This window comes from Streptomyces sp. NBC_00086, assembly GCF_026343255.1.
Lineage (GTDB): Bacteria > Actinomycetota > Actinomycetes > Streptomycetales > Streptomycetaceae > Streptomyces.
In genome coordinates, this window is the sequence record NZ_JAPELZ010000001.1 from 8,026,507 (window position 1) to 8,039,274 (window position 12,768).

Consider the following 12,768-nt stretch of genomic DNA (forward strand, 5'->3'; position numbering starts at 1 on the left):
GCGAACGGGGGGTGCGCGATGAGCGCAAGCTGAAACTGATGTTGAAGCTGATCATGGGGTGTCAGTTGGGGGTTCGAATCCCTCCCCCCGCACACGTGCGGGGGTGGCCCAAGCCGGCAGAGGCGGCCCCGTAAATCTCAGATTCTCGCTCCAGTCTCAGTATTCGCCGCCGAACACCGGATCGACCGAGCGCGGGCGATCATCGACGGATAGGGGTTCAAGTCCCTTCGGCGCCTCTCTCGTGGCGCTGTAGTTCAACGGCAGAACACGTCGATCTCAGAATGACCCGCGGCTCTTAAACGCCGTCGGTGTGCGCAATTGGGTGGCAAGCTGGAGCCCGGGAGCTGGACATGCTCCCGGGCTCCGTCACGTCATGCGGGCATGGGTACCGAGACGAAGGCCGTGCCCGACTCGTTCTCGACCAGGACCGCCCGGACGTCCGCCGGGTCCACCGCCGCCGAGCCGTCCAGCGCCGCGCCCTTGCCCTCGCCGTGCTCCGCGGTGCCCACCACCCAGCCGCCCGCCGTGGTGCGCGTACCGTCCCGGGAGACCACGACGATCCGGCAGCGCTCGCCCGCCCGGATCCCCGTCACCGCGGCGTGCACCCGCACCCACTTGGCCGCGGGCGTCACCTGTACGGTCATCCGCGCGCCCGTGCCCGCATCCGTCGCGGAGGCCACCTTGGTGCCCGCCGCAGGCGGCGACGGCGGAGCCGAGAGCGTCGGCAGCGGCCGGGCCTCGACCGCGGTGTTCCCGCCGCCCAGCTGCGTACCGGCCCAGAAGACGGCGGTCAGCGAGGCCGCCACGGCCAGTCCGGTGAGCGCGGTGCGGCGCCGCCGCGCCCCGTCGACCTCCTGGCGCATCTGGCGCAGGGTGCGCTGGAGCAACAGGTCTCCGCCCTGCGGCGGACCGTCGAGGAACGCCTCGGGGGGCACCTCGCCCAGCGCCGCCTCCATCTCGCGCAAGGCCGTCACCTCCTGACGGCACTGCACGCAGCCGTCCACGTGTTCCTCGACCCGGCGGACCTCCGCGTCGTCCAGGACGCCGAGAACGTACGGGCCGAGCAGTTCCTCCTCGTGCCTCTGCCCGTTCATGCCACCACCTCCTGCAGTCCGCCGGGCCGCGGAGACGGGCTGCCCGTGCGTGTGCTTTCCCTGAAGACTTCTCTGAGCGCCTTGAGCGCGTAGTGCGAGCGCGATTTCACCGTGCCGGCCGGGATGCCGAGGGCGTCCGCCGCCTCGGCGACGCTCTGCTGGCGGTAGTACAACTCCGTCAGTACGTCCCGGTGTTCCGGTGACAACCGGTCCAGGGCCCCCAGTACGGTCATCGTGTCCACCACCGCGTCGGCGTGGTCCGCCTCCACCGGCGGATGCGCCGGCGATCCGGACACCTCCGCAGGCCGCGCCGCCTTCGCCCGGTACCGGTCGGTGATGATGTTGCGGGCCACCGTGAGCAGCCAGCCGCGTACGGAGCCCTTCCCGTTCACCAGGACCTCGGAGTGGCGCCAGGCCCTGATCAGGGTCTCCTGGACGATGTCCTCGGCCGCGGCCCGGTCCCCGGTCAGCCGGGTCGCGTACGCGAGCAGGGCGTGACCGTGCTGCTCGTACACGGACTTGATCAATGCCTCGTCGGTCGAGCCCCGCCGAGTGCGGGGCCACAGTGGTCCGGCCATCTCACCCTCTCCGTCTTCCTCGCTCTTTTGGTGCGTTCGGAACACGCCGCGCACGGGCACCGGGTTCACGTGACCTGCGTCACCCGGAGGCCCGTGGCCGGTTCGCTCCGCCGCTCAGGTCCGGCAGGCGCGGCCCTGGTTGAGGCAGTTCACGACCGCGTCCATCCGCGGGCCGGTCATCACGTTCACGAACATCGCGTGGTCCGTCCCGGGGCTGTGCCGCTGTTCCGGGAAGGAGTCCAGCGCGATCGGCGCCCCCGCGGGCACGTCGTAGGCGAGGGAGATCCGCAGGCGCGGCACGGGGAAGGTGTCCTCGGGGCAGACCCCGTTCGCCGCCGGGAAGCGCAGGTGCGAGCGGTGCCCGGGACTGCTGGTGTCCAGACCGTTCCAGCAGCTCGGGAAGGTGAGCGTACGGGTGAGGCGCTCGCCCCCGGGACAGCGCGGATAGCGGGTGGTGGACCGGTCGGGGGAGCCCGAACAGCCCCAGCGGGCCCGCACGTCCGCGTCGGAGTCCGCGGTGAAGGCCACCGCGTCACCGGTCATCGCGCTCAGGAACCGGGGCATCGCCACCACCTTGCTCACCGGACTGCCGAGGAACTCCACCGACACCGCGGCCTCCGGCAGGATCGTCCCCGCGTTGCCGTGGCCCGCGGATCCCTCGTGCGGCCGGTCGCCCTGCCGGTCCGTGCGGCGCAGCACCGGCCAGTAGTACGTGGAACGGTCCCCGCCCGCGCAGCTGGTGGCGGCCGCCTCCAGGGAGGCGTCGGTGGAGAAGGCGTCCGTGGACAGGTTCCCGACGTAGCCGTGCGTGTGGTGGGCGCCGGAGCGCAGCCCCGGGGAGACGACGAGGTTGTCCTCGTTGTAGTGGCCCTCCTCGTTGCGCCCGCAATCCACCGACACCCGGCCCGTGGAGGCCTGCGGACCGGCCGCGGGGGGCTCGGCGGGCCCCGGCGGGACCTCCCGGAAGTCCACGAAGTCGGAGGGCGCGGGCCCGGCCGCACCCGCCGGCGGACGCGGCCCGCCCGCGCGCGCGGCTCCCAGTACGGCGGCGGTCAGCCCGGAGCCCAGTACCAGGCAGATCAGCAGCGTGAGCAGTCGGCGTTCGTTCCCCATGCGGGTCACGGTTGCCGCCCACCCCCGCCTGCGTCAACCGGGCGTCCGCAGGGCGGTCGCCGGGGGGTCGTCGCCCGGCCAGCGGCGCCTGGATGCCGTTGAAGGCGTTGCACGCGCGGGCCCCGCGGGCCGGGGACCGCAACCTTTGCCCCCGTTTGACTGTTCATACGGCAAAGCAACCTTCTCGAGCGACCCGCATCGCAAGGAAGGACCACCGCCGTGCCCGTTGCCAACCACCTCCTGCACCGCCTGATCAGGGAAACCGGCTGGACCTACGAAGCCCTGGCCCGGCGCCTCAACACGAGCGCGCAGGCGGCCGGCCTCACCACCGGCTACGACCGCACCTCGGTCGCCCACTGGCTGCGCGGCAGCACCCCGCGCGATCCCGTCCCCGGCCTCCTCTGCGAGATCCTCGCCGCCCGGCTGAACCGGCCCGTCGGCCCGGCCGACATCGGCATGCACCACGCCGGCATGCACCAGGCCGCCTCGCACCAGACCGCCCCGGCGCATCCGGGCGCCGACCCCGCCGGCGGCGGTCCGGCCCCCGGACTCCACGCCCTGGCGGCGGAGCTCCTCGCCACCGTGCCCGGTCTGCACCCGCACCGCAGGCCCCGTCACGGCGGCGAGACGCACCGGGTCCCCGAACAGCGCGACCGGCCCGACGCCGGGCAGGTCCCCGCCCTGTCCCACACCGAACTGCGCCGGGCCGCCGAGAACTTCTTCACCGGCCAGGTCGACGCCCTCGGCGGGGACGCCACCGCGCCCGTACTCCTCGCGTACCTCCAGAGCACCTTCCGTACGGCCCTCACCGCCACCGGGGACGAAAGGTCCCTGTCCGCCATGGAGATCGGCCACGCGGCGCGCACGGTGCTGCTCCTGGCCCGCAGTTACGCAGACCAGTGCTCCTTCGCCGAGGCGCGGCGGACCCTGAGCCGGGCCGCCTCCCTCGCGGAGCTGGCCGGGGAACCCTCCACCCAGGCCATCGCCCTGCGCATGCTCAGCCAGGACGCGCTCGACCAGAACCAGCCGGCCGTCGCCCTGTCCTACGTGCGCCGGGCGCTGGAGATCGCCCCGCGTGCGCCGGACGCCGTACGGGCCTTCGTCGCGGCCCAGGCGGCCCAGGTGCACGCGGTCCTCGGGGATCGGGCCGAGGCCCTCGCCTGGCTCGACGCCGCCGACCTGGCGCAGGGGGCCGCGGCGGGGGAGCCGGATCCCTTCCACACCTACCGCCCGGCCGCCCTGGAGTTCAAGCGCGCGGTGGTCCTCGGCCTGCTCGGAGACCATCCCGCGGCGCATGCGGCCCTGGACGCCTCGCTGGCCTCCCGCCCGGCCCAGCAGGAACGCGCGATCATGCTCACGCACGTGGAACGGGCCCGGCTGTACCGGCTCGGCGGTCACGAGCGGGAGGCTGCCGCCGAACTGCGGTACGCGCAGGCCCTCAACCGGGGCGTCCACTCCCCGCGCGCCGCCCGCGAGATCGAGCTCCTCGGTCCGGCCTGATCGGCCAGGCGCCCACTAAGCCAGCGGCGCCGCGTCGAGCTCGATCACCTCCGCGGGTCCCGCACGGAACGCCGGGCTCGCGGCGTCCGCCGCGATCATGTGCGGGGTGACGTCGTGCGCGGCGAGCGCCTCCCGCGAGGACCATTCCTCCAGGAGGGCGAACCGGTCGGGATCGCCGCTCACCCGGTGCATGTCGTAGCGGATGCAACCCTCCTCGGCGCGCACGACGGGCGCGAGGCGTTCGTAGGCGTCGATCTGCTCCAGGCCGCGGCCCGGAAGGGTGGTGATGAGGATCAGGAGTCGAACTGTCGATGGCATGAGGCGAAAGCTAGTTCGAGCGAGGCGGGCGGCGGAAAGGCTTTTCCGCCGCGCATGGCCGGTCCCCTTCTTGCCCGTTTCGGGCCGACCGCGCAGAGTGGCCGGGTATGACACCAGAAGACCTGCTGCAGGCCCTCGCCCGTACCCGCGCCTCCCTCGACGGAGCCGAGGTCACCTTCTGGTGGACGGGCGACGTCCACGCCTGGGCCCCCGGTGAGCCCTACCGACGCCTCTTCGGCTTCGAAGGGCTCAACGTGGCCCGGCTGGTGGAGGACGAAGAGCCGGGGACCTACCGGCTCCTCACCCGCGAGGCCGCGTTCTACCTGGACCCGGTGACCCGGGAGATCCTGGAGACCTGGGAGGACAAGCCCGTGGTCCACGTCTGGAACGACCCCGCGAACCAGAAGTGGCGTCCCTTCCCGGTCCCCGTGACCGAACTGGGCGACCAGGTCTGCTTCAGCCTGGAGATCCCGCTGGCCTACCCCTCCCCGCTGCCCGTCGCCCAGTACCCGGCGAACTCGGCCGAAGACACCTACCGGGCCCTGGAGCTCTTCCAGTTCTTCGCCCCCGCCTCGGTGTTCGCCACCGACGCGCCGAGCGTCCCGTCCACCATGTCCTGGACCCGGATGTCGCCCTGGCTCCCGTGGATGGAACAGGGCCCTCGTCCCGGCGGGCTCGCCTTCCACTGCCGGGGCCGCAAGCTGGCCTCCCACGCGGAGGTACCGGAGCGGACCCGCGCGTACATCGCGGCCCGCCACCCGGAGTTCGCCCACGCCCCCGAGAAGTGGACGGAGCCGAACGAGACCAGCTGGACGTACTTCCGCAGGCTCAACCCGCCGTCGGACCCGCCGAGCGCCTGAGCCGGGCAGGGTCCGGGGGTCTCGTCCGGGGGTCTCGTCTGAGGGGCGCACCCGAGGGGCACACCCGCGCGGCTCTCAGCCGCCGGCCGCGAACCGGTCGAGGGCGCCGAGCACGTGGTCGAGGGTGGCCGCTCCGCCCATGTGCCCCGCCTCCTCCACCACGGTCAACTCCACGCCGGGCCAGGCCCGGGACAGTTCCCAGGCCGTGCCGAGGGGGCCGGCCATGTCGAGCCGGCCGTGGATCAGGACGCCCGGGATGCCGGCCAGCCGGTGGGCATCGCGCAGCAGCTCGCCCTCCTCCAGCCACGCACCCTGCGAGAAGTAGTGCGAGCAGATCCGGACGAGGGCGACCCGGGCCGCCGGCGGCCGGCCGGTGTACGGCAGGGAGGCGCCCTTCGTCTCCCCGGACAGCACCGCGTCCTCCCAGGCGCACCAGTCCGCCGTGGCCTTCGCCCGCACCTCCTCGTCGGGGTCGGCCGCCAGACGCGCGTAGGCCCCGACGAGGTCGCCGTCGCGCGGGACGCCGGATCCGGCGACGAAGCGCTCCCACTCCTCGGGGAAGAACCGGCCGGCGCCGCGGTACAGCCAGTCGATCTCCGAGCGCCGGGTGGTGGTGACGGCCGCGATGACGATCTCGGAGACCCGCTCCGGGTGCCGCTCGGCGTAGGCCAGGATCAGGGTGGAGCCCCACGAGCCGCCGTACAGCAGCCAGCGGTCGATGCCGAGGTGCTCGCGCAGCCGTTCCATGTCGGCGACCAGGTGGCCGGTGGTGTTGTGCCGCATGTCGGTCGCCGGATCGCTCGCGTGCGGGGTGCTGCGGCCGCATCCCCGCTGGTCGAACAGGACCACCCGGTAGCGTGCGGGATCGAAGAGCCGCCGGGCCTTCTCGGTGCACCCCGATCCCGGGCCGCCGTGCACGACGAGAGCGGGCTTTCCGTCCGGATTGCCGCAGACCTCCCAGTAGATGAGGTTTCCGTCGCCGACGTCGAGCATCCCCTTGTCGAAGGGCTCGACCGGCGGATAGAGCTCTGCCACGTACCCGACCTCCTCATTTCCCCGTTCCGGACGGCCGTTTGCCGCCGGCCCGCCGGGGTCCGGCCACCCTACGGCGGCCCCGGCAGGGTGTGGACAAGGGTTTTCCCCGTATCGCGTTCATCGCCGCTTTGCCTACTGTCTGCCCACCGGCGATCCTCCCCGTCCGAACAGCCCCCGCGCCCACCCCACATGGCGTGAAGCTGGACGTTCGGTTCTTCGTCGGTGCCACCGTTGCCCAGCCCCGACGCTGCGGCGGGCGACGTGGTGTGCAGCAGCGGTGGCCGGGCGGGTTTGACCAGCCCGTTCCGGTCCCGCGGCCGCCGGTCAACCTCCCACACTGCACCAACCGGCCGTCCCGGCGCATCCTGTGGCGGCCCGCGAAAGGGAACACCGTGCACGCATCCAGACGACGCAGGCTCATATCCGTGGTGGCGATGTCCGTCACCCTGCTCGCCGGCTCCGCCACCACCTCTCTGGCGCTGTCCGCCGCGGATCCCGCCCCCGGCTCGCAGACCCTCCCGGCCGCCGGCGCCCCCGCCGCCGCGGCCCCCGTCGAGAACCTCATCGTCGGGTACAAGGCTTCGGCCGCCGAGGCGGGCTCCAACTCCGCCGCCGCCGCCGACGTGGCGGCCAAGGGCAAGAAGGCCTCGAAGAAGGCCGCCTTCGAGCGTCGCCTCGGCACCGGAGCCGCACTCGTCACCCTCGGCGCCCCGGCCGACGCCGCCGCCGTCATGGCCCAGTTCCGCGCCGACCCCGACGTCGCCTACGTCGAGGCCGACTCCCGCGCCTACGCCCTCGCCGTCACCCCCAACGACACCGAGTACGCGAAGCAGTGGGACCTCTTCGAGCCCACCGCCGGCATGAACGTTCCGGCGGCCTGGGACACGACCACCGGCTCCGGCGTCACGGTCGCCGTGATCGACACCGGCTACGTCGCCCACTCCGACCTCGCCGCCAACGTGGTCGCGGGCTACGACTTCATCGCCAGCTCCACCGCCGCCCGCGACGGCAACGGCCGCGACAACAACCCGGCCGACCAGGGTGACTGGAGTGCGGCCGGCGAGTGCGGCACCGGCTCCAAGGCCAGTGACTCCTCCTGGCACGGCACCCACGTCGCCGGCACCATCGCCGCCGCCACGAGCAACTCCAAGGGCGTCGCGGGCATCGCGTACGGCGCGAAGATCCAGCCCGTCCGCGTGCTCGGCAAGTGCGGCGGTGCCACCTCGGACATCGTCGACGCCATCACCTGGGCCTCCGGCGGCACCGTGGCGGGCATCCCGGCCAACGCCACCCCCGCCAAGGTCATCAACATGAGCCTCGGCGGCTCGGGTGCCTGCACCGCCACGTACCAGAACGCCATCAACGCCGCCGTCGGCCGCGGCACGACCGTCGTCGTCGCCGCCGGCAACAGCAACTCCGACGCGGCCGGCTTCTCGCCCGCCAGCTGCAACAACGTGATCAACGTCGCCGCCAGCAACCGCACCGGCGACCGCTCCTTCTACTCGAACTACGGCGCGATCATCGACGTCGCCGCCCCGGGCGGTGAGACCCGCCGCGCCACCGACACGCCCGGCACCATCACCACGCCCGAGAACGGCATCTGGTCCACCCTGAACACCGGCGCCACCACCCCCGGCGCCGAGAACTACGAGCCCTACCAGGGCACCAGCATGGCCGCCCCGCACGTCGCCGGCCTCGCCGCCCTGCTGAAGTCGGCGAACTCCGCGCTGACCCCGGCCCAGATCGAGTCCGCGATCAAGACGACCACCCGCCCGCTGGCCGGCACCTGCACCGGCGGCTGCGGCACCGGCCTCGCCGACGCCGCCGCGGCCGTGGCCGCCGTGACCTCGACCCCGCCCACCCCGGGCTTCGAGAACACCACGGACTTCGCGATCGGCGACAACACCACCGTGGAGAGCCCGGTCACCGTCACCGGTGTCACCGGCAACGCCCCGGCCACCCTCAAGGTCGGCGTGAACATCGTCCACACCTACATCGGTGACCTGAAGGTCGACCTGGTCGCCCCCGACGGCACCGTCTACACGGTGCACAACCGGACCGGCGGCAGCGCCGACAACATCAACCAGGTCTACACCGTCAACGCCTCCTCCGAGGTCGCGAACGGCACCTGGAAGCTGCGCGTCAACGACAACGCCGGCGGCGACACCGGCAAGATCGACTCCTGGAACCTGACCTTCTGAGTCCGGCCCCCTGAGTCCGACCTCCGGAGCCCGATCCGCACCGCGGCCCAACTCGGCCTGACGGGGCGATAGTACGGACCAACAGCCCGCCCGACCTCCCGATACACCGCGTATCGGCAGGCCGGGCGGGTTTTCATGTCACGTGACTGAATTCTGCGTCACAATCCGGGCCCGCCGGGCATCCGACCTCGTATTGTCGCGTCTCACAGGAAGGGCACAGGAACGGGCAAGCGAGAGGCTGGTGCTGTGCGTGGTGGTGGCGACGGGGCACGCCGACACGACCGTCGGACACGGTGAACTGATCAAGGCGGTCGACCGCGCGCTGACCACGCACGGACGCGCCCTGGTCACCGGGCCCGCCGGCTCGGGCAAGACGGAGGTGCTGCACGCCCTCACCGAGGCAGCCGCGCTGCGCCACGAGACCGTGCTGCGCCTGGCCCCCGGAGCCGCCGACCGGTGGATACCCGAAGCCTCCGCCGCCGCCCTCCTCGCCTCCGTCCCGGCCGACGCGCTGGAACGCCTCTCCGGACCGCAACGCACCGCCATCGCCCTCCTGCGGCGGGAAACCGACGCACCGCGCGTCGGCCGCGACCACGTCGCCCTGCGCCTCGCCGTCGTCGAGGTGCTGCGCACCCTCGCCGCCCGCGGCCCCGTCCTGCTCGCGCTCGACAACGCCCAGTGGCTCGACGCGGAGAGCACCGACCTGCTGCGCTTCGCCCTGCGCCTGACCCCGCCGCGGGTACGGGTCCTCGCCGCCGAATGCGTCCAGGGCGGAGCCCCGCTCTGCGAGGCCCTGTGGGGACCGGACACCCCCCAGATACGGGTGCCCCCGCTCGGCACCGACGAGGTCGCCGAGCTGCTGGTGCGCCGCGGGCTCCCGGCCCGCCTCGCCGGCCGGATCCACCAGGCCAGCGGAGGCAACCCGCGCCTGGCCCTGGCGCTGGGCCACTCCCTCGCCGAAGCCGCCGGGTCCCGCGAGGGCGGCGCCCACCACGCCGATCCGCTGCCCGTCTCCGGCCAGGCCCGCGAGGTGGCCCGCCGGCTCATCGGAGTCGTGCCCGCCCAGGCCCGGCGCACCCTGCTCTACGCCGCCCTCGCCGCGCGCCCCACCACCGCGCTGCTGCGCCGGGCCGGCCGCCTGGACGCGGAGGCCGAGCTCACCGTGGCCGAGCGGGCCGCGCTGGTCACCGTAGAAGAGGACGGCACGATCCGGTTCACGGCCGGGGCCCTGCCGACCGCGCTGGCCGCCGACGCGGGCTGGCCCGAACGCGCCGCCGGACACGCCGCGCTCGCCGCCGCCGTCGACGACCCCGTCCAGGCCGTACGCCACCGCGCGCTGGCCGTGGACGCCCCCGACCAGGCGCTCGCCGCCGAGGTCACCGAGGCCGCCGCCTCCTGCAGGCGCCGTGGCCAGCGGGCGCTGGCCGCCGAACTCGGCCTGCTCGCGGCCGACCGGACCCCCTGCCACCTGCCCGGAGAGGAGCTCGCCCGGCTCGTCGCCGCCGCCGAGGACGCGGGCTGGGCCGGCCGCGCCGACCTCGCCCGCCGCGCCACCCGCGCCGTACTCGCCCGCGACGCCTCGCCCGGCGACCGGGTGCGGGCCCGCCTCGCCGTCATCGACGCCGCCGGCCAGGCCCTCGGGGCCCTCGACGAGACCTTCGCGTACGCCGAGGCCGACGCCGAGGGCGACCCCGCCCTCCAGGCCGCCGTCCGGTTGCGGACCGCCTGGAAGCACAACCTCAGCGACGGCGACCCCGTCCGCTCCCGCGACGCCGCCGCGCAGGCCGGCGTACTGGCCCGCAGCGGCGGCGACCAGGTCGCCGAAGCCATGGCGCTGACCGTACGGGCCCGCATGGGCCGCATCCTCGGGGACCCGGACGCCGAGGAGATCCTCGCCGAGGCCCTGGCCCTGCCCGCCCCCGACGTACCCCTCGGCATGCGCAACGCCCCGCAGTACCTCGCCGTCCGCCACGCCCTCTTCGACGACCGGAACGCCGACGCCCGGCGCCAGCTGCTCGTGCTGCTGCCCGCCGTACGGCGCACCGGATCCGCCGAGGACGTCTTCGAGGTGCTGCGCAGCCTCACCGAGGTGGAACTGCGCCGGGGCAGGTGCGCGGCGGCCACCGCGCACGCCCGCGACGCCCTGGAACTGACCGTCGAGGCGGGCCTCTCGCCCGGCCCCGCCTGGTACCTCACCGCCCTGGCCGAGGCCATGGGCGGAGGCTTCGCACGCGCCGCCGGATATGCCCGGCGCGGCATCCAGGCCTCCGAGGAGGAGCACGACCAGGTCTTCCTCTCCCGCGGCCTGTACGTGCTCGGCCTGGTCGAGCTGGCCACCGGCGAGGCCGCGAAGGCCGTCGCCACCCTGCGCCGCGTGGCCGACCTGGAAGCCGCCCAGCAGGTGGTCGACCCCTCGATCCTGCGCTGGCACGGAGAGCTGGCCGAAGCCCTGGTCGCCGCCGACGCGCCCGACGAGGCCGCCGAGGTGCAGGCCAGGGCCCGTACGACGGCCCTCGCACTCGGCCGTACCAGTGTCATCGCCGCCCTCGACCGGGCCCGAGGGCTGTGCCTGTCCGCGCACGGCGACGCCGAGGCGGCCGTCGCCCTGCTGGAGGACACCGCCGAGCGCTTCGAGCGGCTCGAACTGCCCCTGGAGCGGGCCCGTACGCTGCTCGCCCTCGCCCGGGTGGAGCGCCGCCGCCGGCGGCGCGCACCCGCACGCGCCGCACTGACGGCGGCCGCCGAGGCCTTCACCCGGGCCGGTGCGACCCCGTGGGCGGAGCTCGCGCGGGAGCCGTCCCCGTCCGGATGCGAGGGCGGCGCAGGGGCCCGGCCCCTGGCCGCCCTCACGGAGGCGGAGACCCGCCTCGCGGTGCTGGTGGCCCAGGGCGCCAGCAACCAGGAGGCGGCCGCGAAGCTCTTCGTCAGCGTCAAGACCGTGGAGGCCCGGCTGACCCGGATCTACCAGAAGCTCGACGTCCGGTCCCGGGCCCAGCTGGCCACCACGCTGCGCACGCGGTGACCGAGGCCGGGCCGGCCCGGCTCAGCAGCTCAGGTTGTTCCCCGGGGTCACGCCCAGGAGCTGGGTGAAGCTCTGGTACGTGTTGATCCGGCTCTGCACCTGCGCGGGGTTGCCGCCGTTGCACTCCAGGGCGCCGTTGATGGAGCGGATGGTCTCGCCGAAGCCGGCGCCGTTGACCATGGCGGCGTGGGCGGTCATCGTGCCCGGGCCGTTCTGCGTGTTCCAGTACCAGAGCGCGGTCTTCATCGCGACGGCCGGGTCCTGCTCCACCAGGTAGGGGTTGGCCAGGAGGTTGATGCCCAGGGCGTCACCGGCCGCCTTGTAGTTGAAGTTCCAGCTCAACTGGATGGGCCCGCGCCCGTAGTAGGCGGACTGGCCGGCGGGACAGCCGTAGGGCTGGTTCGTGTCGCAGTAGTGCGGGTAGTTGGCGGTGTTCTGCTCGACGATGTGCACGAGTCCGCCGGTCTCGTGCGAGGCGTTCGCCAGGAAGGCCGCCGCCGCGCGCCGCTTGACGGTGTCGTCGCCGGTGGTGGCGAAGCCGGGGTAGGCGGACAGGGCCGCGACCAGGCCGTTGTAGGTGTAGAAGGGGTTCCGGTTCGGGAACATCTGGTTGAACTGGGCTTCGCTGACCACGAATCCGGACGGGTTGGGGGTGGTCGGGTCCGGGTTCGGGGTCGTCCCGCCTCCGCAGACGCCCTGGTCCGACCAGACGCCCCACTGGCCGGTGGTGCCGGGGGTCTCGCCCTGGGTCCACCACTTGGCCTGCCAGTTGTGGCCGCCGTACGAGGCGTTCATGCCGCCGGTGTAGACGGCCGAGGTCGCCCACGCGCCGGCGCATGCGGGCGCCGCGGCGGCGGGGGAGGAGGGGAGGGCGATCGCGAGGCCGAGGGCGACGGCCGCGGTGGCGGCCAGCGAGAGGGCGCGTCGGTGCAGGGTGCGCATCACGGAAGTTCTCCTTCAGTGGGGGGAGTTGCCGTGGGGGGCAACGGGAAGGGACAACTGCGCCCACTGAAGCGAGGATGGTCTGGACCTGTCAAGGTCTAGACC

10 protein-coding genes are annotated in these 12,768 nt (G+C 73.7%); 4 read left to right on the plus strand and 6 right to left on the minus strand.

The annotated features are described in order from the left end of the window. Positions 1-371: 371 nt before the first annotated feature. From OG276_RS36265 to OG276_RS36275, 3 genes are all read right to left on the minus strand, one after another. Positions 372-1,094, minus strand: a complete 723-nt coding sequence (locus OG276_RS36265) for a zf-HC2 domain-containing protein (RefSeq protein WP_266912133.1) — start codon at positions 1,092-1,094, stop codon at positions 372-374. Further along, complete coding sequence (locus OG276_RS36270; RefSeq protein WP_266912135.1) at positions 1,091-1,672, minus strand: sigma-70 family RNA polymerase sigma factor; 582 nt, start codon at positions 1,670-1,672, stop codon at positions 1,091-1,093. The genes OG276_RS36265 and OG276_RS36270 overlap by 4 nt, the downstream gene beginning before the upstream one ends. Positions 1,673-1,786: 114 nt before the next feature. Then, positions 1,787-2,785: a DUF1996 domain-containing protein gene (locus OG276_RS36275; RefSeq protein ID WP_266912137.1), complete on the minus strand. Its 999-nt coding sequence runs from the start codon at positions 2,783-2,785 to the stop codon at positions 1,787-1,789. A 219-nt stretch (positions 2,786-3,004) separates the two neighbouring features. Here OG276_RS36275 and OG276_RS36280 point away from each other — a divergent pair, with 219 nt between their 5' ends. After that, positions 3,005-4,285: a tetratricopeptide repeat protein gene (locus OG276_RS36280; protein WP_266912139.1), complete on the plus strand. Its 1,281-nt coding sequence runs from the start codon at positions 3,005-3,007 to the stop codon at positions 4,283-4,285. A 15-nt stretch (positions 4,286-4,300) separates the two neighbouring features. On the opposite strand, the gene OG276_RS36285 is transcribed toward OG276_RS36280, so the two are convergent. Beyond that, a complete protein-coding gene (locus OG276_RS36285) occupies positions 4,301-4,603 on the minus strand; it encodes a putative quinol monooxygenase (protein ID WP_266912141.1) in 303 nt (100 codons plus the stop codon). Between the two features lie 107 nt (positions 4,604-4,710). On the opposite strand from OG276_RS36285, the gene OG276_RS36290 reads away from it, so the two are divergent. Further along, positions 4,711-5,463 carry a DUF1838 family protein gene (locus tag OG276_RS36290; RefSeq protein ID WP_266912143.1) on the plus strand — a complete coding sequence of 251 codons (753 nt, stop codon included), beginning with the start codon at positions 4,711-4,713 and terminating at the stop codon, positions 5,461-5,463. 75 nt (positions 5,464-5,538) lie between these two features. Here the strand turns inward: OG276_RS36290 and pip are convergent, their stop codons facing one another. Next, a complete protein-coding gene (gene pip / locus OG276_RS36295; RefSeq protein WP_266912145.1) occupies positions 5,539-6,498 on the minus strand; it encodes a prolyl aminopeptidase in 960 nt (319 codons plus the stop codon). A 434-nt stretch (positions 6,499-6,932) separates the two neighbouring features. Here pip and OG276_RS36300 point away from each other — a divergent pair, with 434 nt between their 5' ends. Together OG276_RS36300 and OG276_RS36305 are read left to right on the plus strand one after the other, a co-directional pair. After that, positions 6,933-8,699 (plus strand): S8 family serine peptidase, encoded by a 1,767-nt coding sequence (locus tag OG276_RS36300; RefSeq protein WP_266913416.1) that lies wholly within the window; start codon positions 6,933-6,935, stop codon positions 8,697-8,699. 250 nt (positions 8,700-8,949) lie between these two features. After that, complete coding sequence (locus tag OG276_RS36305) at positions 8,950-11,721, plus strand: LuxR family transcriptional regulator (protein WP_266912147.1); 2,772 nt, start codon at positions 8,950-8,952, stop codon at positions 11,719-11,721. Between the two features lie 21 nt (positions 11,722-11,742). Here OG276_RS36305 and OG276_RS36310 read toward each other — a convergent pair whose 3' ends face one another. Further along, positions 11,743-12,663: a glycoside hydrolase family 19 protein gene (locus OG276_RS36310; protein WP_266913418.1), complete on the minus strand. Its 921-nt coding sequence runs from the start codon at positions 12,661-12,663 to the stop codon at positions 11,743-11,745. Positions 12,664-12,768: the final 105 nt, after the last annotated feature.

Coding starts and splice junctions, on each gene's coding strand:
- OG276_RS36265 (WP_266912133.1), bottom strand. CDS start 1,094: ATGAACGGGCAGAGGCACGAGGAGGAACTGCTCGGCCCGTACGTTCTC.
- OG276_RS36270 (WP_266912135.1), bottom strand. CDS start 1,672: ATGGCCGGACCACTGTGGCCCCGCACTCGGCGGGGCTCGACCGACGAG.
- OG276_RS36275 (WP_266912137.1), bottom strand. CDS start 2,785: ATGGGGAACGAACGCCGACTGCTCACGCTGCTGATCTGCCTGGTACTG.
- OG276_RS36285 (WP_266912141.1), bottom strand. CDS start 4,603: ATGCCATCGACAGTTCGACTCCTGATCCTCATCACCACCCTTCCGGGC.
- OG276_RS36290 (WP_266912143.1), top strand. CDS start 4,711: ATGACACCAGAAGACCTGCTGCAGGCCCTCGCCCGTACCCGCGCCTCC.
- OG276_RS36300 (WP_266913416.1), top strand. CDS start 6,933: ATGTCCGTCACCCTGCTCGCCGGCTCCGCCACCACCTCTCTGGCGCTG.
- OG276_RS36310 (WP_266913418.1), bottom strand. CDS start 12,663: ATGCGCACCCTGCACCGACGCGCCCTCTCGCTGGCCGCCACCGCGGCC.